The 22,481-nt window shown below is 31.8% G+C and carries 20 protein-coding genes, 2 pseudogenes, 1 riboswitch and 1 other annotated feature; of the genes and pseudogenes, 19 read left to right on the forward strand and 3 right to left on the reverse strand.

The genetic code is table 11. From position 1 onward, the window contains the following. Positions 1-175: 175 nt before the first annotated feature. Positions 176-349, reverse strand: coding sequence for a Spo0E family sporulation regulatory protein-aspartic acid phosphatase (locus ACJDU8_RS08720; RefSeq protein ID WP_406791766.1), 174 nt, complete (start codon positions 347-349; stop codon positions 176-178). Positions 350-692: 343 nt separating this feature from the next. Between ACJDU8_RS08720 and ACJDU8_RS08725 the strand changes: the two genes are divergently transcribed. The 7 genes and pseudogenes from ACJDU8_RS08725 (at position 693) to ACJDU8_RS08755 (ending at position 5,350) form a co-directional block, all read left to right on the forward strand. Further along, complete coding sequence (locus ACJDU8_RS08725; RefSeq protein ID WP_406791871.1) at positions 693-1,070, forward strand: desulfoferrodoxin; 378 nt, start codon at positions 693-695, stop codon at positions 1,068-1,070. Between the two features lie 75 nt (positions 1,071-1,145). Further along, positions 1,146-1,730 carry a rubrerythrin gene (gene rbr / locus ACJDU8_RS08730; RefSeq protein ID WP_406791767.1) on the forward strand — a complete coding sequence of 195 codons (585 nt, stop codon included), beginning with the start codon at positions 1,146-1,148 and terminating at the stop codon, positions 1,728-1,730. A gap of 172 nt (positions 1,731-1,902) precedes the next feature. Continuing rightward, positions 1,903-2,973: an MBL fold metallo-hydrolase gene (locus ACJDU8_RS08735; RefSeq protein WP_406791768.1), complete on the forward strand. Its 1,071-nt coding sequence runs from the start codon at positions 1,903-1,905 to the stop codon at positions 2,971-2,973. A 340-nt stretch (positions 2,974-3,313) separates the two neighbouring features. After that, positions 3,314-3,493 (forward strand): DUF3606 domain-containing protein, encoded by a 180-nt coding sequence (locus ACJDU8_RS08740; protein WP_406791769.1) that lies wholly within the window; start codon positions 3,314-3,316, stop codon positions 3,491-3,493. 137 nt (positions 3,494-3,630) lie between these two features. Next, complete coding sequence (locus ACJDU8_RS08745) at positions 3,631-3,771, forward strand: zinc ribbon-containing protein (protein WP_406791770.1); 141 nt, start codon at positions 3,631-3,633, stop codon at positions 3,769-3,771. 354 nt (positions 3,772-4,125) lie between these two features. Continuing rightward, positions 4,126-4,323 (forward strand): annotated as a pseudogene (locus tag ACJDU8_RS08750) (ATP-binding protein); the annotation flags it as partial. A 478-nt stretch (positions 4,324-4,801) separates the two neighbouring features. After that, on the forward strand, positions 4,802-5,350 hold the full coding sequence (locus ACJDU8_RS08755) for an NADH peroxidase (RefSeq protein ID WP_406791771.1): 549 nt from the start codon (positions 4,802-4,804) through the stop codon (positions 5,348-5,350). Positions 5,351-5,495: 145 nt separating this feature from the next. On the opposite strand, the pseudogene ACJDU8_RS08760 reads toward ACJDU8_RS08755, so the two are convergent. Further along, positions 5,496-5,698 (reverse strand): annotated as a pseudogene (locus tag ACJDU8_RS08760) (flavodoxin family protein); the annotation flags it as partial. A 302-nt stretch (positions 5,699-6,000) separates the two neighbouring features. On the opposite strand from ACJDU8_RS08760, the gene ACJDU8_RS08765 reads away from it, so the two are divergent. The 9 genes from ACJDU8_RS08765 to msrA all read left to right on the forward strand — a co-directional run bounded on the left by ACJDU8_RS08765 (position 6,001) and on the right by msrA (position 16,143). Beyond that, positions 6,001-6,864 (forward strand): DUF2225 domain-containing protein, encoded by an 864-nt coding sequence (locus tag ACJDU8_RS08765; RefSeq protein ID WP_406791772.1) that lies wholly within the window; start codon positions 6,001-6,003, stop codon positions 6,862-6,864. A gap of 90 nt (positions 6,865-6,954) precedes the next feature. Further along, a complete protein-coding gene (locus tag ACJDU8_RS08770) occupies positions 6,955-8,205 on the forward strand; it encodes an MFS transporter (RefSeq protein ID WP_406791773.1) in 1,251 nt (416 codons plus the stop codon). A gap of 155 nt (positions 8,206-8,360) precedes the next feature. Next, positions 8,361-8,840 (forward strand): flavodoxin, encoded by a 480-nt coding sequence (locus ACJDU8_RS08775; protein WP_406791774.1) that lies wholly within the window; start codon positions 8,361-8,363, stop codon positions 8,838-8,840. A gap of 195 nt (positions 8,841-9,035) precedes the next feature. After that, positions 9,036-10,166 (forward strand): DUF362 domain-containing protein, encoded by a 1,131-nt coding sequence (locus ACJDU8_RS08780; protein WP_406791775.1) that lies wholly within the window; start codon positions 9,036-9,038, stop codon positions 10,164-10,166. Positions 10,167-10,325: 159 nt separating this feature from the next. Next, positions 10,326-10,437: riboswitch (SAM riboswitch) on the forward strand. 495 nt (positions 10,438-10,932) lie between these two features. Next, complete coding sequence (locus tag ACJDU8_RS08785; RefSeq protein ID WP_406791776.1) at positions 10,933-12,009, forward strand: sugar ABC transporter substrate-binding protein; 1,077 nt, start codon at positions 10,933-10,935, stop codon at positions 12,007-12,009. A gap of 81 nt (positions 12,010-12,090) precedes the next feature. Beyond that, positions 12,091-13,614, forward strand: coding sequence for a sugar ABC transporter ATP-binding protein (locus tag ACJDU8_RS08790; RefSeq protein WP_406791777.1), 1,524 nt, complete (start codon positions 12,091-12,093; stop codon positions 13,612-13,614). Then, on the forward strand, positions 13,589-14,584 hold the full coding sequence (locus ACJDU8_RS08795; protein ID WP_406791778.1) for an ABC transporter permease: 996 nt from the start codon (positions 13,589-13,591) through the stop codon (positions 14,582-14,584). Before ACJDU8_RS08790 ends, ACJDU8_RS08795 begins: the two co-directional genes overlap by 26 nt. Beyond that, positions 14,577-15,605, forward strand: a complete 1,029-nt coding sequence (locus ACJDU8_RS08800; protein WP_406791779.1) for an ABC transporter permease — start codon at positions 14,577-14,579, stop codon at positions 15,603-15,605. Before ACJDU8_RS08795 ends, ACJDU8_RS08800 begins: the two co-directional genes overlap by 8 nt. A gap of 52 nt (positions 15,606-15,657) precedes the next feature. After that, positions 15,658-16,143: a peptide-methionine (S)-S-oxide reductase MsrA gene (gene msrA, locus ACJDU8_RS08805; RefSeq protein WP_406791780.1), complete on the forward strand. Its 486-nt coding sequence runs from the start codon at positions 15,658-15,660 to the stop codon at positions 16,141-16,143. A gap of 194 nt (positions 16,144-16,337) precedes the next feature. Here msrA and ACJDU8_RS08810 read toward each other — a convergent pair whose 3' ends face one another. Continuing rightward, a complete protein-coding gene (locus tag ACJDU8_RS08810; RefSeq protein WP_406791781.1) occupies positions 16,338-17,480 on the reverse strand; it encodes a hypothetical protein in 1,143 nt (380 codons plus the stop codon). Between the two features lie 887 nt (positions 17,481-18,367). Between ACJDU8_RS08810 and ACJDU8_RS08815 the strand changes: the two genes are divergently transcribed. From ACJDU8_RS08815 to asnB, 3 genes are all read left to right on the forward strand, one after another. After that, complete coding sequence (locus ACJDU8_RS08815; RefSeq protein ID WP_406791782.1) at positions 18,368-19,207, forward strand: amino acid kinase family protein; 840 nt, start codon at positions 18,368-18,370, stop codon at positions 19,205-19,207. A gap of 311 nt (positions 19,208-19,518) precedes the next feature. Beyond that, positions 19,519-19,860 carry a hypothetical protein gene (locus ACJDU8_RS08820; RefSeq protein ID WP_406791783.1) on the forward strand — a complete coding sequence of 114 codons (342 nt, stop codon included), beginning with the start codon at positions 19,519-19,521 and terminating at the stop codon, positions 19,858-19,860. Positions 19,861-20,066: 206 nt separating this feature from the next. Beyond that, positions 20,067-20,343: a binding site (T-box leader), on the forward strand. A 45-nt stretch (positions 20,344-20,388) separates the two neighbouring features. Beyond that, positions 20,389-21,978 carry an asparagine synthase B gene (gene asnB / locus ACJDU8_RS08825; RefSeq protein ID WP_406791784.1) on the forward strand — a complete coding sequence of 530 codons (1,590 nt, stop codon included), beginning with the start codon at positions 20,389-20,391 and terminating at the stop codon, positions 21,976-21,978. The last annotated feature ends 503 nt before the right edge of the window (positions 21,979-22,481 follow it).

The raw sequence follows: 22,481 nt of genomic DNA on the forward strand, positions 1-22,481 counted from the left end.
CAGCGTCATTTAGGCGCTGGAAGTATTACGCCCTTATAGGGCTGAGCAAGCCACCTCTTTTAGGGGTGGTCATGACTATTTTTTTGTGTATCCTTCTCTGTGTGTAATATTTAATGTGAATTATGATGAATTAAATGGTTGAAATGATTTTTGGCAATATCGGGTTAGGATATCCTCATTCCATAAAGTTTAGTGGGCTTTCAGTAGAATTTGATGAGTTAAATTTATAATAAGCAAAGATAAGCCTGTCCAGTTCTTGACTTACAGCCAATATTTCTTCATTAGTAAATTTGTCCGAATCTAACATAGAATTCAATTTATCTCTTACTTTTTCTAATATTTCCTTCATACAATTTACATCCTTACCAATTTATTATTAATTTACAATAACCTAAACATTATATTATAAAAATACAAATTATTCAAAACTATATATAGAAAAAATACAAAAAATTTCCTATTGGGCAATGCATGAGAAGCTTAAAGCTCCCTCTGTCTATATGGCTTTAATAAGTAAATTCGGAAAAGGAAAAATTGAATGGTTTTTAGAATCATGGCAAAAAGCATAAAAATATATTATTACATCAGGTAATAAATATTGAAAAAATAAAATTTTCTTTCTTCTAAGAGAATTTTATGTTATAATATAAAAAATATTATTTTTTAATTATAAATATTAAGGAGGAATAATTATTATGGAAGTTAAACAAGTATACAAATGTGAAGTTTGTGGCAATATAGTTGAGGTTCTTCATAATGGAGGAGGCGCTTTAGCTTGTTGTGGGCAACCAATGAAGCTTATTGAAGAAAATACTGTAGATGCAGCTCTTGAAAAGCATATACCTATAATTGAAGAAATAGATGGAGGTGTAATAGTTAAAGTTGGATCAGTTGAACACCCAATGCTCCCAGAACATTATATTCAATGGATTGAAGTTCATACTGAAGATAAAATTTATAGAAAGTATTTGAAACCAGGAGAAAAGCCAGAAGCTATCTTTAAATTCGATGAAAAAGTAATAATGGCAAGGGAATATTGTAACTTACATGGACTCTGGAAGAAACAATAAAAACTTAAATTTTTAAAAAATAAAGATTTATTATCATAAATTATATATTTTTAACTACAAATAGGAGGTAATTTTATGGCATCTTTGAGAGGTACAAAAACTGCTGAAAATTTAATGAAGGCCTTTGCTGGAGAATCTCAAGCAAGAAATAGATACACTTATTATTCATCTACCGCCAAGAAAGAGGGGTATGTTCAAATTTCTAACATATTTTTGGAAACTGCAGAAAATGAGAAAGAACACGCCAAGAGGTTTTTTAAATTTTTAAATGAAGATTTAGAAGGAGAATCTATAGAAATAAATGCTTCTTACCCAGTTACTCTGGGAGACACTAAAACAGTTCTCAAAGTAGCTGCAAAAGGTGAGAATGAAGAATGGTCAAAACTCTATCCGGAGTTTGCCAATACAGCTGATAAGGAGGGTTTCTCTAAAATAGCTGAAGTTTTCAGGAACATAGCTGAAGTTGAAAAACATCATGAAGAAAGATATTTAGCGTTACTTAAAAATATAGAAGATAATACTGTATTTAAAAAACAAAAAGCACACAAATGGAAGTGCATTAACTGTGGATATATTTATGAAGGAGTATTTGCTCCTGAAATTTGTCCTTCCTGTGCACATTCTCAATCCTACTTTGAAATATTTGTAGAAAATTATTAATACTTTTTTTCTCAAAAACAAAACTGTATAGGATTTACTTTGACATTCCAAAGTTCACAAAGGTTAAAGTGAATCCTATAATAAAATATAAATATTACATATTCAATGTAATACTAAACATTAACAGTTCACTTTTTTGGAGAGCTTAAAAACATCTAGAAAGGAGTATAAAATGATATTTGAACAGTTAAATCCACATGCTTGTCGTACTTATCTTATTGGAAATAACAACCTGGCTGTCATGGTTGATCCAGTTATTGATCACTTTAATGATTACCTACAAACTTTAAAATCAAGGGAGCTAAAATTAACTCACGTAATTGATACTCATACCCATGCTGATCATATTTCTGCATCCTCAGTTCTCAAGGATGCTACTGGCTGTGAGTATATAATGCATGTTAATGCGCCAGCAAAATGTGTAAGCATACATGTTAGTGATGGTGATATGTTAACTTTAAATGGTTTAGAATTTAAGTTTTTATATACTCCAGGTCATACCAAGGATTCTATTAGTATAGTCGTTGGAGATAAGTTTTTAACAGGAGATTTTTTATTTCTTGATGATGGAGGGGCGGGAAGAGATGATCTTCCAGGCGGAGATCCTGAAGAACATTGGGAAAGCTTAAATAAGCTAAGCTTATTACCTGATAGTATTATCATATATCCAGCTCACGAATATAGAAATCGTGTACCATCTTTCTTATCAAAACAAAGAAAAACCAATCCTCATTTGAAAAAATCAAATAAGGAAGAATTTATTGAATATATTGAAGACTTAAAGTTAGGACCAGCCGATTGGATGAAGGATGTTCTAAAAGCCAACTATACTTGTGCTAAAGATCCCAATGCTGCATGGATACCTATAGATGTTCCAGCCTGTGAAGTTAAAGGCACAATGGAAAAGGGTGTTAATGAAATTGATGTCAATTATATTGAAGTAGGAACATTAAAAAATATGATAGAAACTAACCTGAAAAATATTTTTCTTATTGATGTTCGAGAAAAATATGAGCTTTCTGATCAACTTGGCCATATTGAAGGCGTAATTAACATACCTATAGGAAGTCTTTCTCATAAACAAAAAGAATTACATCAGTATAAGGATAAAGATATGATTGTAATTTGTCGCTCAGGTGCACGGGCTACTACTGGAGGTCAAATTTTAATGCAAGCAGGCTTTAAAAATGTTTATGTTCTTCAGGGAGGAATGCTAGCTTGGAAAACAATGCAGGGAGAGTGATAAAAGCATTCTTCTCTCTGACATTGACACTGCATTATAAGTCCCTTGAATTTTATTATAAAATCCTCCTATCTGATGAGACATACAATGAACATATTCTAACCTTGCATTATTGAAAGTAATTCAAGCTATAACATTAGTAAACATCATTTTTTCCCCTAGTCTCTAAATCATTACCATTTTTATATGCTCTCTTTAGATACTCCAAATAATTTTAAAGCATCAATTGCTGGGACACCTATAATGGCTATGCATTAAATAAATGTTTTTAAAAAAAACTTGATATTTAACAATTATTATTGTATAATAATAATTGTTAAAAGATAAAGGAGATGATATTATGTCAGATGATAAAACTAAGAAGAAACCTCAAGATTCTTCAAGAATCAGTTTAGAAGAACCCCATGAAATTATTTATTGGAAAGATAAGTTTGGTTGTACAGAGGAAAAGTTAAGAATAGCAGTAGATGAAATGGGGAATTCTGCTAAAAAGGTAGAAGAATATTTAAAAAATCATTAGAGCCAAAAGAGCTTTATACAAGCTCTTTTGGTACACTAAAAGTGTAATTTCAAATTAACTTACAAAACAAGTTAATTTGAAATTACATACTTTCTTTAAATTGTTATGTTAATTTATTTTATCGAGGAGTGATGTTTATGAAATATACTATAGGTAATAAACCAGGTAAAGGCAGCTATAAATGTACTACATGTGGTGAAATAGTAGTTCTTGAAAAGGATACGGATTTTTTACATCGTTGTCCTAGATGTCATCGTATAGAATTTGAAAAAATTTAAATCATTATTAGGTTATAAATAGGAAATAAGAAAATTAATCTTGTAAATATAGAAAAAATTACTTATATATTTATTTAAACCAATGGATTATATAATTGATTAAACATATTAAAATTTTAATCGAATTAGGGGAATTGCTGATTGCAGATGATTCCTCTAGTTATTGTTTTAACAGCAGTTTATGAACCTTAAAAGAGGAAATGCACCTTTTTCTTGTTGCTTATTATTGTTTCAAAAAATAATCACAATATTTCTTTAATTTTACCTTACTGTTATTCGATACATTTTTAGATGCTTCATGTACTTTTACTGAGGAAAAGGATAAGTTATTAAATGAAGCTATTCAACTTGGTAATTGGGATACCAGAAGATAAACTCTAGGTTATTTTTGATAGATTTAAACAGATAGATAAATCCCTTTCCAGAAATCGTGAAGGAAGTGGTCTAAGTTTATCTATTGCAAAAGTGCTTGTAGAACTACATGATAGAACCATATCTATAAAAAGTAAGATTGATAAGGGCAGTGAGTTTATAATAGATCTTCCTATTAAGTCATTTTTTGATTGTCTTTTATAGTGTTATTATATTTATAAATCTGTTATTTGTACCTATTATGACTATATATGTAAAAATAGTTTTCGACAATCCTAGCTTGACTATTTTGTATATTTATTAATATATCTGATACTTTTATTCCCATAGCTTCACTGATTTGAACAATTCTTTTCTCTGGTACTGATACCGATCCTGTACCAGAAATAGTATTTACTGATATTACTGGCAGGGCAATTTAATAACTTCTTTCGGTTCTTCTTTTATGCTTTTACAGTTATTTGAATAATCTTTTCATTAATATACAATAATAAGAATTATAAGAAAAATTAAAAATTTAGAAAGTATGTTATTATGCAGTCTAACATTGATACTTTCCAGCGGCAACTGAGATTCACTCCAGTACCATGAAATGTTTCACATTAATGAAATATAAAAATAATTATATAAATATTAATAATATTAGAAGGAATTTATAATGAAAAAATTTGTTTGTACAGTATGTGGTTACGTTCATGAAGGAGACACACCGCCTGAAAAATGTCCTGTTTGTGGTGTAACTGCAGATAAGTTTATAGAAAAGACAGAAACTGGAGCAATCAGTTGGGCGGATGAGCATGTAGTTGGGATTGCCAAAGATGCAGATCCAAAGGTAGTAGAAGGGATAAGAGCTAATTTTACAGGAGAATGTTCAGAGATTGGAATGTATTTAGCTATGAGCCGTCAGGCGGATAGGGAAGGATATCCTGAGGTGGCAGAAACATACAATCCAATAGCTTTTGAAGAAGCAGAGCATTCGGCTAAATTTGCGGAATTATTAGGAGAAGTGGTAGTGGCAGATACAAAGAAAAATTTACAAATGAGAGTAGAGGCAGAAGAAGGTGCCTGTAAGGGCAAAAAAGATTTGGCGACCCTTGCTAAAAAATTAAATTACGATGCAATTCACGATACAGTACATGAAATGTGTAAGGATGAAGCAAGACACGGAAGTGTATTTCAGGGACTGTTAAATAGATATTTTAAATAAAGACTAAATGGATTATAGGTTTTTGCTTCTATGGAAATTGTTTTAGAGTGATGTACTAGTTTTATATAAGGTCATTATATAAAACTAGTATACTTAATTAATTTTATGATCCTTCCAATACCATTTAGGAAATTAAATTTACTAACATATCATCTTTATGAATGCATTTCCCAAGGGTTTTTGTCCAACATGTAAAGCATCCGCTGCAGTGTTTAATATTCTTATCTTTAAGATAGATTGTCTCAATTTTTGAGCCTGCTTTTTCTGTACCTTTAAGAAATGGTTTCAAAGAACTTCAGTATTTCCTTTTTCTCCTCTTGGCCTTCCATTTAAAGCCAAAATTTTCATTTAACTTCCTTCCAAAGTTTACTTTTTTATAACTCTTTTAAGGACTTAATAGTTTCTTCACACCACTCTCGACTTTTCTTTCAAGTCTTGTTCTTTCTATAGGTGAAAGTAATGGGGTTGATATTTGGAATAATAAGGATTTTTATTTATTTTGTATAAAATAGTGCTATTATACTGGGATAATGGTAAATTTAAATAAAGGATAATGGTGTTGTATATAAGAATAAAAAATAAGCACTAATTAAAGGGAGCATTAACAAATAAATTGAGTTTTAGAGGCACAGAAAGGAATTATAATAAGTATGGAAGATGGTACAAGTATTTTTTCCGGGTTAGAAGACTTAGGATTTGTGGATATAGACAGTATTGAAGTATATAAAAAATATGAAGAAAAAAAGACAGTGAAAGAAGAACCAAAAATAACAGAAGATATGCTTTTGTATGATAAAGAAGTGACTTGTCCAGTATGTGAACACAAGTTTTTAGTTCGTACAGTGAAAACAACTGGTTATAGAATGAAAAAGAAGGAAAGTGATCTTTATATAAAATATGACATTATAAATCCGTACTTTTATGATGTTTGGGTATGCAATATATGTGGATACGCTTCTATGAAGACTGATTTTCATAAGTTAAGGGAATTTGAGATAGAAATCATACAGAAAAATATTACTCCAAAATGGCGAGGAAGAAAATATCCAGCGATATACGATATTAATATAGCAATAGAGAGATATAAGCTATCGTTACTTAATTATACAATCATTGGCTCGAAATCCAGTAAAAAGGCTATGAATTGTTTGAAAATTTCATGGTTATACAGAGAACTTGGAGACATAAACAACGAGGAACTATTCAGAAAACAAGCTCTTATAGGCCTTAAAGATGCTTATTTAAATGAGCAACTTCCTGTATATGGTATGGATAATTTCACAATCTTGTATTTAATAGGTGAATTAAATAGACGTTCAGGTAATTATGATGAAGCGTTAAGGTATCTAGGGGAGGTAATAGCTTCCAGAAGCGCACATAGGAAGATAAAAAATTTGGCAATAGACCAAAGAGATTTAATAAAAGAAACATTAGAGAATAATGAAGAGAAGAATAATGAAGATGTTGTGGAAAGTAAGAAAAAAGCAGGCTTATTTTCAAGATTTTTTAAATAAGGTTGAATTTAATAATTTAATTATAGGACTACATTATTTATTTATAGAAAAATTATTTAAAAAACTTTTCATTGGAAAGGATAATATTTAGTGATTAATGTATGTGTAATAAGAAAAAGGTTATCTAATAATTTTCCAGCGCTTAAAGAAAAAAATTTCAGGTATTTCTGGATAGGACAATGTGTATCTTTAGTTGGAACTTGGATGCAGAGAACAGCCCAACAATGGTTAGTGTATAGTCTTACAAAATCTTCATTATTGTTAGGAATTTTAGGGGTGGTACAATTTACTCCAATGCTTATATTCTCTCTTTTTGCAGGGGTATTTATAGATAGGTTTAATAAGAAAAGAGTTCTTATTGTCACCCAGAGCATTTTAATGTTGTTGGCTTTTATACTATCTTTTCTAGTATGGAGTGGCGAAGTACGATATTGGCACATACTTGTTCTTGCAGGAATAATGGGTTTTGTAAATACCGTAGATATGCCTACAAGACAATCTTTTATACCAGAAATTGTGGAAAAGGGAAGTATGGTAAATGCTATTGGATTAAATTCTTCAGTAGTAAATGTGGCAAGAATATTAGGTCCGGCAGTGGCGGGATATGTAATGGTACAATTTGGCTCTGCCTTGTGTTTTTTCTTTAACGGAATAAGCTTTATGGCTGTAATTCTAGGCATTGTTTTAATTAAACCAACTCACTTATATATGAGGAAGCAAATTGGAAATGTTTTTTTAGGTGTAAGTGAGGGTATAAAATATATTAGATCAAATAATATAATTCTAGCCGCAATGTTATCTATGTTTGCAGTAGGAACTTTTTCAATGAACTCAGATGTTATTATTCCTGCTTTTGCAAAGGTAGTGCTTCACCAAGAAGCATCAGGTTACAGCATTCTCTTATCTGTAATGGCAATAGGTTCTTTTGTAGGAGCTGTTACTGTTGCGACTAGAGCCAGAAAAGGTCCAAGTAAAAAGTTGCTTTATGGAAGTTCGATATTAGTATGCTTTTTTCAAATCGTTTTGCTATTTGCACATTCCTACGTAATATCGGTAGTACTGTTAGTAGTACTCGGCTTCTTTACAGTAGTTTTTATAACTTCGGTAAATTCAACAATTCAGTTAAATACAAGTAATGATTACAGGGGAAGAGTAATGAGTGTTTATACTTTGGCTTTTAATGGAACCACACCTATTGGCAATCTTTATGCAGGGGACATTACAGAAAAATTTGGACCTAATTTGGGTTTTTTTAGTTGCGGCTTTATAACCTTAGTTCTTGTAATGGTGGTAATTGGATTGTTCAAAGTTAGTGTGTTTTCTAATACTAAAAGTAAGTAGGGTTCAACAAAATATTTGCATTAATAGTAATCCGCTTATAGAAAATTTGAAAAAATTTGAATAATATGCTTGACTTAGAGTTAACTTTAAGTGGTAGAGTATAAATAGTTATATTTTTTTATAAACCTTATAAAAAAGAATAGGAGGACTTAAAGATGCCAAAAAGTCTTATTGCATTTTTTTCATATTCGGGAAACACAGAAGTTATTGCAAATACCATAAAAGAAAATGTTGGTGGTGAGCTTTTTAAAATAGAAACAATTGAATCTTATCCAACTAATTATAATGGAGTTGTGGATAAAGCTAGACAGGAACAAAATGCCCACTACAGGCCGGAACTAGCAGCAAAAGTCACTGATATGGATTCTTATGATATAATTTATATTGGTTATCCTAATTGGTGTAGTACAATACCAATGGCGGTCTTTACATTCTTGGAATCATATGATTTTTCTGGAAAAACGATTATACCATTCTGCACACATGGCGGAGGTGGCATGGGCAGAAGCGCATCAGATATCAAAAAACTTTGTCCGAATTCAAATGTCTTAGAAGGCGTAGCAATCAGCGGAAGTAGTGTTAATAAAGCAGGAAAAGATGTATCAGCATGGTTGAGTGAAATTGGTGTTATTTAAGAACGCTAAGTCAAACCTTAAAAGAACTTATCCAGACCCGTAGCACCTCTTATCCCCCCACTTTGATAGAAAAGCAGAGAACCAAAATTTTTAATTTTGTGTGAATCGCTTTCACAGAGTGCGATGGGGGTTAGCAATGATAGCGATGGGATAAATTTATTAAATCAATATTTTTTAAAACAGGAGTGATTAAATATGGAAAAATCAAAAGTTTATTTTACAGATTTTCGTACAAAACTTGGAGAGGGTCTGCCTACCAAGCTAAAAAGGCTGATTAAAGATGCGGGTATCGGACAAATCGACATGGATAATAAGTTTGTTGCTATCAAGATGCACTTTGGTGAACTTGGTAACTTAAGTTATCTTCGTCCAAATTATGCTAAAGCTGTAGCCGACATGGCGAAAGAGCTGGGCGGTAAACCTTTTCTGACAGACTGCAACACCCTATATCCTGGCAGCCGTAAGAATGCCCTTGAGCATCTAGAGTGTGCATGGGAAAATGGATTCACTCCACTTACAGTAGGATGCCCTGTTATTATTGGAGATGGATTAAAGGGGACCGATGATATCACGGTACCTGTAATAGGTGGCGAATATATAAAAGAGGCTAAAATCGGCCATGCAATCATGGATGCCGATGTGTTTATCAGCTTAACTCACTTCAAAGGTCATGAAATGACTGGTTTTGGTGGTGCCATTAAGAATATTGGAATGGGCTGCGGTTCCCGTGCTGGAAAAAAGGATCAGCATATTAATGGTAAACCTCATATCATAGAGGAGAAATGCCGAGGATGCCAAAGATGCCATCGTGAATGTGCTAATAATGGTCTGTTGTTTGACGATGTAAAAAAGAAAATGACTATCAACACAGAAGATTGTGTTGGTTGCGGTCGCTGCCTAGGTGCATGTAATTTTGATGCAATTCAGTTTGCAAACTGGTCAGCCAGTGAAGAACTGAACTGCCGTATGGCAGAATACACCAAGGCAGTAGTATATGGTCGTCCTTGCTTCCACATTTCTCTTGTGGTAGATGTTTCACCTAACTGTGACTGCCACAGCGAAAATGATGCTCCCATACTTCCTAATCTAGGTATGTTCGCTTCATTTGATCCTTTGGCATTGGATCAGGCATGTGTGGATGCCTGTATGAAGGCTGCCCCACTGGCTAATAGTCAGCTGTCCGATAACATATCAGAACCCCATTTTGTTGATCATCATGATCACTTTACTAATTCCACACCGGAATCAGAGTGGCGTACTTGTCTTGACCATGCAGAAAAAATAGGAATCGGTAATCGTGAATATGAACTGATCATTGTTAAATAAAATATGTACCTCCATTAGAAGATATGGATGAATATATTTTATAAAAATTAATTTGTTATTGACAAGGTAATCAAAAAATTATATTATTAATTATAACTTAAATAGTATGTTTTAGTAGTTGTCCATTTAAAAGTTAACGCTTAAAATTTAATATGAAATTTCTTATCAAGAGTAGTGGAGGGACTGGCCCTATGATGCTCGGCAACCTGAGTATGTTTATCAATATATTCAATGGTGCTAATTCCAGCAGATGAAATCTGAAAGATGAGAGACAAACGGAACACAACTTCCTATATAGTTTCTCTATATAGGAAGTTTTTTATTTGATTAACTAGATAAACTGGAGGTCAAGTCTTGTTTACTATAGAGTTTTGTGTAGTCTCTGTAGTATATGGACTTTGACCTCTTTATTTATTATATGAAATGCCTGGAAGAACTTATTCAGGTGCCCAGTAGTGCTTATCTCCCATTTTCAAGAAGATGGAAGTGTTGGTAATAGCAGCGTTTGGATAAATAATATTATATACCTGACCGGTAAACCGGAGGTTACATTATTAAAAAGATGTAACCTTTTTTTGTATAAATTATCAAAGGCATATATACAAATTGTCTTATAAATATTCATAGTCAAATTGTGCTAGGAGGTGTTCTAATGTTAGAAGAAGATTTGATACAATAATAGGTTGTTAAGTTGAACTGCTTAAAAAAGATAATCTGTGTCAGAAAAATTATTGAATAAATAAAAGTGAAAAATAGGGGGAAAGAAATGAAAAAAAATAAAAAGTTTAAATTATCTTACTATGTAATTATGTTAATTTTATCCACAGCATTTTTTGCGGCGTGCTCAAATACAACAACATCTAATCAAAAGTCTGATGCTGTAAATGAACAAAATGCTTCAAATAATAAGAATTCTGCTAGTTCTGGTGTTACTGATCCTATTGATGGGAAGTCTGTTCCTTCACTTAAAGGTAAGAAGATAGGAGTTGCCATAGAAGGAATAAGCAATAATTGGGAGAGGCAAGCTTATCAAGCTCAAATTGATCGAATAAAACAATTGGGGGGAACAGCCATTGAAGTTAATGGCGAGCGTAATACTCAAAAACATATTTCTGATATTGAGAATTTGATTACTCAAAAGCCTGATGCAATCATTAAGCAACTTGGAGATGCAAAAGTATATGCACCTGTACTTAAGAAGGTACGTGCTGCAAATATTCCGCTTTTTACTGTTGATCATCCTAGTGAAGATAGTATTACTAATGCTTCATCAGATAATTATTTTATTGGTGAAGCATTAGCACGTAAAATGTTTGAAGATATAGGTGGAGAAGGTAAAATTGCAGTTTTTAATGGATTTTATGGAGAGAGAACTTTAGCTATTCGTTATGATGAAATGAAATATGTGGCTAAGGATTATCCTAAAATTCAGTTTATCCAACCTGAGCTGCAGGATATTATTGATGGTACTATAGAAGATTCAAAAAAGAAGGTTCAAGATTTGTTAATAAAGTATCCTAATAAGGGAGATTTAAAAGCTATCTGGGCAGGGTGGGATATTCCTGCAATTGGCGCTTCTCAGGCTTTAGAGGCAGCTGGGAGAACTGATATTAAAGTTTATGCGGTTGATGGAGATCCTAGTGCACTGAAAGTACTTGCGGATAAAAATTCTCCTTTTGCTGCAGATATGGCCCAACAGCCTTATAAAATTGGTCAGGCTGCAGTGGATTCTGCTGCACGATATTTAAATGGTGAAACAGTACCAAGGTCAATTTACGTAGATCCATTACTTGTTACGAAGGATAATGTACAAGATGCAGAAAAGATTTTATTTAAAAAGTAAATAAGAATATCAAGACAGAGGGTAGGAATATTTTCTATTCTCTGAATAATAATTTGTGTGTAAAGGAGGGTGTATTAGTTTATGAATGAAAAATATATTTTAGAAATGATAAATATAGAAAAAGAATTTCCAGGTGTTAAGGCTCTTCAAAATGTTACTTTGCAAATACGTAATGCAGAAATACATGGTATTGTAGGAGAAAATGGAGCAGGAAAATCTACATTGATGAAAATACTGGCAGGAATTTATAATCAAGATAGTGGACAAATAAAATTTGATGGTGAAATACAGGAACACTTAACAACAAAAATGGTAGAAAAGTTGAAAATTCATTTCATTCATCAGGAAAGGTATATAGTCCCTTACCTTACTGTAGCAGAATCTTTATTTTTGGGCATTGAACCTACACATTCTATATTTAAGTTGGTAAATAGAAAATCCTTAAAGCAAGAAGCTGAAAGACTTTTAAAAGAAAAATTAGGAATTTTTATTCGGGGAAATAAATTAATGGGAGATTTAACTGTAGGAGAACAGCAATTAGTTCAAATTTGTCGTGCATTATTGCATAATCCTAAAGTAATTGTTTTTGATGAGCCCACTGCTGTACTTTCAAAGCGTGAAGCAGATGGGTTATTTGAAATTATAAGAGAATTGGGAGAGAAAATTTCAATTATTTATATATCTCACTATTTAGGAGAAATTTTAAATCTGTGTCATAGAATTACGGTATTACGTAATGGTAGAAAAGTTAAAACTATGGATTCTAATGGATTGAATATTAAGGACATTGTTGTAATGATGATTGGACGAAACATAGAAAAACAGTTTCCGCCTAAAAGAAGGTGGAAGAAAGAAATCTTGTTGAATGTGAAAGGATTAACTCATATTACACATTTTAAGGATGTTACTTTTCAAGTTCACGCTGGTGAAATAATTGGCATAACGGGTTTAATAGGTTCCGGACATATTGATGTAGGCAAAGCTATTTATAATAATAATGGGATAATTAGTGGTACCATAGAATTTCAGTGCCATCAATTATCCAATAACAAACCTGAGAAAGCGGTGGCTTCTGGAATGGCATATGTACCAGAGGATAGACGAAATCTAGGTGTAATTCAAAACATGTCTGTGAGAGAAAATATAATGCTTTCGTACTTAAAAAGAGTAAGCAGAAAAGGTGTAATTAATACTAGGGATGAACATAATAAAGTGGACGATATAATAAAAAAATTAAGGATTAGTACTCCAAATCAAGAAATATCAGCAGGACTGCTGAGTGGTGGAAACCAACAAAAGGTTGTAATTGGAAAGTGGCTAAACAGTGAATCTAAGTTGTATATACTAAATGAACTAACTTCAGGTGTAGATATAGGTGCTAAGGTTGAAATTTATTCTATCATAAATAATTTAGCCGGGAATGGTGCAGGAATAATTTTAATTTCACAGGACATACAAGAATTGGTTGGCTTATCTCATCGTATTTTTGTAATGTACCGCGGCAAAATTGTAAATGAGTTTCATGGGAACAATACTACAACAGATGAAGTATTTGTTTCTATGATGGGGGGGAATAAAAATGACTCAGTTAACATCAAACATTAAAATATCAAAACGTACTAATATTTTATTAAAATACAGTGGATATATAGTATTCCTTGTTTTAGCTATATTTTTCTCAATTATTTCACCATCTTTTTTAAAATTACAAAATTTAATCAATATCTTAAATCAATGTAGTGTCTTAGCAATTGCTGCAGCTGGAATGACTATTATATTAATTGGCGGAGGTACTCATGTTATTCAAGGAGGAATTGATTTATCATTAGGAAATAATCTTGCAATTATTAGTACTATTACAGCAGTGTTAATAAGTAAGAACTATTCTTTTTTCACTATACTGGTGATAATTGTATCATGCAGTTTATTTATTGGTTTGATAAATGCTGTTATGATTGTAAGGCTTAGGATAATACCCTTGCTTGCAACATTGTCAATGATGTATTTATTACAAGGGGTAGAACTTTTAATTTCTGGCAACAAACCAATAAATGTATCAAACCCTATGTTGAGTTTTCTTTCAAATGGTAATTTTTTATTTTTGCCAAGCTCTGTATGGGTATTTATATTGGTAGAAATAATATTATATCTACTTTTAAATCGGTCAGTCTTTGGAAATTGGATAAATGCTGTAGGTGGAAATCCTAAGGCAGCGATGGTATCAGGTATTAATGTGAATTTTATTTTATCAGTAACCTATATTATTGCCTCAATTGTGACTCTAATTGCTAGTTTATTAGCTACAGCTAGGTTATCCGGCAGTGTACCAGGTACGGGAGATGTTATGTTGTTTGATATATTACTTGCAGCTTATATGAGTGCTGTTTTTTCACGGACTTTTATACCTAATATTCCGGGAGCGATTCTTAGTTCATTATTTGTTGAAATGCTTACAAATGGGTTTACTTTAATAAATGTCCCCACATACTGGGTCTATGCTGTTAAAGGAGCATTAATATTATTAACTGTAGCAATTAGCAGCAAACAGCAAAGGAGGTTGGAGCAATATGTCTAAATCATCAATTAAAAATTTATCAAACTATAGTAATGGTGTAAGATTGAAAAATAGTTTAGTACGCTATAGTACCATTATAGCATTAGTGATATTGATTATGGGACTTTCTATTGTTACTCCCAAATTTCTTAATCCCGGTAACTTAGTAAATATTTTGAGTCAATCATCTATACTTGCACTGGTAGCAGTAGGATTATGTTTAGTTATTGCTACCGGAGGACTGGACCTTTCTGTAGCAGTAGCATTTGATGTGGGGGGGATGGTATCAGTATTGTTATTACAAGGAGGATTTGGATGGTTAACTGCTATTATTTTTGGACTGCTTGCAGGAGTTGTCATAGGAGTTTTTAATAGCTTTCTAGTATTAAAGATTAAAATTACAGTTTTTTTAGCTACATTAGGAACTCTTTTTATTGTACAGAGCATTGAAAGAATTATTACTGAAGGAGGAACACCGGTATATTTACCAGATATGGATGAAGTCTTCAAATTTTTGGGACGTGGAAGTGTATTTGTCATACAAAAAGGAAGTCAAATCGATTTTAAATTTTCCATAGTTATTGCTCTTCTTGTAGCTTTATTTATACACCTGCTGCTTAAGCGAACTGTGTTTGGCAGATATTTATACGCAATTGGATCTCAAAAAGAAGCAGCAGAACTTTCTGGTGTTCCAGTTGGCAGATATACTCTCTATGCTTTTATACTTTGCAGTGTAATATGTTCATTTGCAGGTATTATTGCTTCGTCCGCTTTGACATCATATGTCCCTCTCAGTGGTAATTACTATTTGATGGACGGCATAGGTGCTGTTTTTATCGGGAGTACTTTAAATGAAAAAGGTTTTGTTGATATACCAGGTACATTAATTGGAGTGTTGTTTTATGGAATTGTATCTAATGGACTTAGTCTGGTAGGGATCAATTTTTACTGGCAAAGTGTAGCTCATGGACTTCTCATGTTTTTTATATTAATATTGAATTCATATAGATTAATTTCTATTAAAAAGATATGTCTTAGTTAGATTATTGTATTTGTTTTACGTGATATTGCTATTATATAAGGAGGTTAAATTAATGGGAAAAATTGTTTTTGCAGGTGGTTGTTTCTGGGGGGTTGAAGCCTATTTTAATACAGTAAAGGGAGTGCTTTTTACTAAAGTTGGATATGCTAATGGTAATACGGAAAATCCAACATACGAACAAGTATGTAAACATACAACAGGCTTTGCAGAAGCTTGCTATATAGAATATGATGACAGCATTATAACACTAGAACAATTACTTGGTGACTATTGGAAAATAGTTGATCCTACAATAAAAGATAGGCAGGGTCACGATATAGGAAATCAGTATCGCACAGGTATTTATTATTTTAATGAAAAAGATGTTGAAATAATAAAAAAATCTAGAGAGAGTGAACAAGAGAAATATGAGAAAGTTATTGTAACTGAAATAGAACCTCTAAAAAATTTTTATGATGCAGAGGAATATCATCAAAAATATTTAGATAAAAATCCAAATGGGTACTGTCATATTCCAAAAGAATTATTAATAAAATGAGGCTATTCTTAGATTCAAGTGGGGGATAAGCACTGCTGCGCACCTGGATAAGTTCTTCTCCTAAAGGATAACGTATTCTAAGTGCTAAAGACACTAAGAATACTGTTAATAAGGTTCAGCTGGAGAGAGTCATCCTTATAAGCAAACTCCATCTGAACCTAAGAATCACTTGATTGAGAACATATATTGATACATTAGTTACCTGTATTTTCGGTGGTTCCACCTGTTGATGTATTTGTATTTCCAGTGGTTCCATTTGTTGATGTGTTCGTGTCTGTATTTTTAGTGGTTCCATCTGTGGATGTATTTTCATCTGCATTCTTAGTTGTTTCGTCTGTAGATGTATTTTTATCTGTATTATCAGTGGTTCCATCTGTGGATGTCTTTGTATCTGTATTTTGGGTGTTTCCGTCTGTAGATGTTTTTGTATCTGTATTTTTGGTAGTTCCATCTGTAGATGTATTTGTATTTTTGGTATTTTCATCTGTGGATGTCTTTGCATTCCCATTTTTAGTTGTTCTACCTGTAGATGTATTTTTACCTGATGAACCCGTTGCATCAGTGGATTGTTCTTGAACAGTGGTTTTTATATCGGGAGTTTGTGTATTAGTAGGTATTCTTTTAAAATAAGATTTTACTAAAACACCGGCAATCATAACTAAAATGATTGATACAATTGTTATTATTGCCTTTTTACTCTTACTAGGTCTCTTATTTCTATTGGGTACTTTTCTATTTCTTTTATTTATTGTTTTTTCAGTCCTTGATACTTTATCCATAACTATTGTAAAGTCATCTTTTTTATTAGGAACCATTGTCTTAGTTTTTTTCGTTCTGTTTAAGATTATTTCATTTATATTTTTAGGTATATTAAACAATAAGGCTAGTATCCCATTTTGTTCTACAGAGTCTATCTCCTTAAAATTTTCAGGTGATCTAATTGTAATAACAGGCTTATTATACACTCCATGTTGATTTTCTACATATAATGTAACTGAAAATTTATCACCCTTACCTAAAAAAGGTATATAGATATCCAAAATGCTATCTTTTATTGAAGAATCAAATTTTAAACCTTTTGTTATTTTGGCATCTGTAATCCTTAAGTTATTTTGTGGACTTTGTATATTTAGAGTTAGTTCATGAATTATTTTGTTTGATATATTGCTAACAGTAATAATGTATGCACGAATCTTTTTACTGTTTATTTCCATAGGTATAGCATTGCCTATGTTACATAGTATTCTGGGTGCTAAATTTTTATAATAATCTAACAATAAACCAGATATAAATGATATTATTATAGTTATAATTGCAGTTTTAATAATGCTTATCATATTAATTTTCGCTTCCTTATTTTTTACCATTATACAACTAAATTATAAAGTAGATAGATATTTGTGTCAAATTTAAAGATTGGTTACTATGAAATGTAATGATTGAATATCTCACTTATATTCAAGGAATGCTTCAAAGTATAAAGAAGTGTAATTATGAAAGTTATAGTTTAACTTAATAATAATTTTAAACTTGAAATTAACTTCTAGATTGGTTTCAGGTTTTATTTTGGTTTGTAAAATATAAAAAGCAAAGGGGCATAAAGATTTACCTTACACCAATATAAATAATTTAATATCTAGTTATAATCCCTTAAATCATATTAAATATGATTTTTAAAACCATAACTAAACAGTTCACCACCCATATTAATGATTCGTTCGACCATACAACATACCTACACAGCTATATACAACCCTCTAGCTGTATATAACCATCTCAGCACCCTGGATGATCTTCGCTGGACCCTATACAATAATTTGGGATCCCATTATAATCAACATAATTAACCATAATGAAACCTTTCATCAACATATAAGATCTACCTTAAACCGTATATACAAGATTTTTAACTCTTAATGTAAATCCTACAAAAATTTGTGATTAAACATATTTTTATTATCTACTCTACTAAAATTATTAAAAAAACATATACAGTTTAGGGCTAGCTTATATATGCTTTTTAGCATATATAAGCTTTGGCTCAATCCTCATGTCCTTTACATTATTTAATATGCCCTAGCATAAAAAAATAATTCAAAAATTTTTATGTAATTTAATCCAAATATTTAAAACTTACTATTTAGCAGGAATTTTTTCTTTTTTAGAGAATTTTAATGTTATATAATTGCAAGTACAATGGCGTTGGTAATCTAGTTTAAAAGGGGTGCTTAATTTGAAATTTGATTGTGAACTTGTTGGTAAAGTGGGTTCAATGGCGTTAATCAGAAAAGGTGAATATGATATAGACTATAATGTTTTTAGCAGATTGGGAAAAGAACTCTTTCCTGGCTGCGTATGGATAAGCTCTGGAGCTGGCGAGATTGGCCGTATAGATTATATGAAACGAAATAATGGTGAAGAAATTGAAAATAATTATGATGAAGATATTAAATCATATTATGCTTCTCAAGGACAGGCTGTACTTATGGAGAATTATAGACGATTTATTAATCAAGATTATTCTGTAAGACAAATTTTAGTTGAACACTATCACTTTAATGATCCAGAAAAAAGACAGTTTATCAGAAAACTATTACTTCAATCGGTAAAGCAAAATGCAATACCAATTATAAATTATAACGATTCTGTAAGCAGTGAGGAAATACGAAAATTAGAACTTTATAATTTAAAACTAAATCACAATAAGGTAGTTGAATGTATTGATAACGATGAAACTGCTTCTCAGGTATCCCTATTAGTGAAGTCAAAATATTTAGTGATATTAACATCAGAGGTAGGATTACTAAAAAATGCAAAAGATCCTTCAACATTAATAAGTGGAGTAGAAGGTAAAAATACCTATGAATTAATAGAACATATAAGGGAAGTACAAGATTATTGTAGTGGTGCAAGTAGAAAAGGTGCAAATGGTATGAGAGCCAAGCTGGAATATTTAATTGAGCCTGTAAAGCAAGGTACTACAGTTATAATAGGCCATTCAAAATATAGGCTTTCAGATTTGATAAATGGGAATGTAGAAAGAACTATTTTTCGTGTGAGATAATTACAATGTTATTTTATCCACAAGTTATAAACAATTTATCCACATTATCCACAATTCATTATTTTTATATCTCTTATCTATTTTTCTATTTTATATAAAAGAGTATATCTGAAAATTAAGTATTAACGTAAAAAATGTATACGTTAAGCAGATATACTCATAGCAAGTAATTAGTTGGGGTTAAATTGCCCTATATATACTTATATGCCTCAACTTTATATTTATACGTTTTTTAATATCTTAACTTTTATTCACAATATATTATTTTATTTATAATATATATATTGTAAGTAGATTCACGGAGGTATTTTATGGATACTAGTTCTTCTAGTGACAACATCAATAAAGAAAATGCTGAAAATTTATATGAATTTGAACAGCCTATATATTGTCCATATTATCGACCAATAAATTATGAATACGTAGATGCCATAGATACAGATTCAGATGATGAGTATTTTGACGATAATGATTTTGATGATTTTGATCTTGGATATAGGCACGGAAGTGGTAGAAGGCGCAGACGCAGAAGACACAGACGTAGGAGGCATAGACCTTTATCTTGCCATCATAAATCTTCTCGTTACAGACCTTGCCCATTCTACTCAAGACCATTTGAACTATATTATGGATGTTGTGATGACTGGTATTAAAAACTTATCCAGGCGCATAGTACTGCTTATCTCCCGCTTTGAAGAAGGTGGGAGTATTAGCTAATTACTGCGTTGGGATAAGGGTATTTTACTAAATCGATTGCTGTTAGTATAATTCATAATTACTTAAATGTACAGTTTCCTCGTATTAAGGCAAAAAGGTGTTGACAAAGAAATGTATACAGTTTAGAATTAAATTCATCAAAGAAAAAATGATGATGGAGACAAGTAAAAAAAATATTTCACCAACAGTGAGCTTGGGGATAGTGTGAACCCAGTGGCAGAGTTTTTTTGAATAACACTCCGGAGATGCAAACTGAAATATTTGTAGACTGTACTTTAAACAAAATGTTTGATACAGGTTCAGTAGATAAAGTAGGGGAGTCGTATTCCATGCGTTATTTGGATACCAGTAGTAGCTGGAAAGAGACCAAATATGGTAAATTAGGTGGCACCACGGATAAGCGTCAATTCGTCCTATTATTAAGACGAATTGACGCTATTTTTATATCTAAGGAGGAATATAATATGTGTACAATTATGTGTTATACGGGAACAGACATAAAACATGAAAAATTTGTAGGGGCATTGCAGAGAACTGAATCCAGGGGACCAGATATGATGGGGATTCTCACTTTACCATCTGGTATTTTGGGGTTCCAAAGACTCTCTATTATGGATTTAAGTTTTAGCGGAATGCAGCCATTTACAAGGAAAATGGATGCCTCCATATGTAACGGTGAAATTTACGGCTTTCGTGAAATTAAAAAGGAACTAATAGAAAAGGGACATAAGTTTATTTCAGATAGTGATTGTGAAATATTACTTCCTATGTATTATGAATATGGACTAGATATGTTTTCAAAATTAGATGCAGAATATGCAGCGATTATCTACGATGGAGAAAAGGACAGTTACATTGCAGCACGGGATCCCATTGGAATTCGTCCTTTATTCTATGGCTATTCTGGAACAGGTAAAATCATATTTGCAAGTGAGGCAAAAAATTTAATTGGTCTTACAGATAAGATTATAGCGTTTCCACCAGGACATTATTATGCTGACGGTAAATTCACATGTTATTGTGATATTGCAGCAACAGAGGGTGATTATTGCAAGGACGACTTGAAAGTTATTTGTAGTGAAATTCATGATAAATTGGTAACTGGTATAGAAAAACGTATGGATGCTGATGCTCCTGTAGGTTTCTTGTTAAGTGGTGGTTTAGACAGCTCATTAGTATGTGCAGTCGCTCAAAAAATGTATCCTGAAAAACCAATTAGAACATTTTCTATAGGTATGACTGAAGATGCAATTGACTTAAAATACGCACAGGAAGTTGCAGATTACATTCACAGTGATCATACCGTTGTGTACATGATAAAAGAAGAAGTGCTTGCATCACTTGATGAGGTTGTTAAAATTCTTGGAACATATGATATTACTACAATAAGAGCAAGTATTGGAATGTATTTGATTTGCAAGAAAATACATGAGATTTCTGATATCAGAGTGCTTCTGACTGGTGAAATTTCTGATGAATTATTTGGCTATAAATATACTGATTTTGCCCCAAGTGCAGAAGAATTTCAAAAGGAATCACAAAAGAGAATACGGGAGCTTTATATGTACGATGTACTTCGTGCAGACCGCTGCATCAGTTCAAATTCTTTAGAAGCAAGGGTACCATTTGGAGATTTAGATTTTGTAAAGTATGTTATGGCCATCGACCCTGAAAAGAAACTAAACAAATACAATATGGGTAAATACCTTTTGAGACATTCATTTGAAGGTGATTATCTGCCACGTAATATTTTATATCGTGAAAAAGCAGCATTTAGTGATGCTGTAGGGCATTCTATGGTAGACTATTTAAAGGAATATGCAGAAACATACTATGGTGATGAAGAATTTGAAAAATCATGTGAAAAGTATAAATATCACTCTAAACCATTCACAAAAGAATCATTATTATACAGAGAAATTTTTGAAAAATACTATCCAGGACAAGCGGAAATGATAGTAGGATTCTGGATGCCAAACAAAGCATGGGAGGGCTGTGACGTAGATGATCCTAGTGCCAGAATATTATCCAATTATGGTGCCAGCGGTAAATAATTAAGAAAATCTAAGTTTATTGATACAGCGTTAGTTCAGCAGGAACCAGCAAAATCTTTAATACTACATAGTGATTTAGGATGTTAGTATTATTGTAAACTCTGCTTTTAAGGAATACATAAATTTTAGCAAGATAATTATTCATTCCTTCAATTCTAAAAGAGTGTCTATATGATAATGATTGTATTAAATAATTTCATGTCCTATAAAAAATAAAGGACTTCATCTTGAATACTTCGCAACCCTCTATCATTTTCATAGAGGGTTTTATATTTAGAGCCTACCCTTAACCTATTTTTGCCATATATTAGATTTCTACCATCACTACTCTTTCTTACCAAGATGATAAAAAATTTTACGATAGAGCGTCCAGTACAGTTATTCAGGAAATTATAAATAGCAAGTCTACAAGCGTTGATTCAGTGTCAGGGGCTACTTTCAGCAGAATGGTATTATGGAAGCTGTAGAGAATGCACTGAGTAATGCTAAGCAATAAAAAGCAT

Source organism: Candidatus Clostridium eludens, from assembly GCF_045310515.1.
Classification (GTDB): domain Bacteria; phylum Bacillota; class Clostridia; order Clostridiales; family Clostridiaceae; genus Clostridium_B; species Clostridium_B eludens.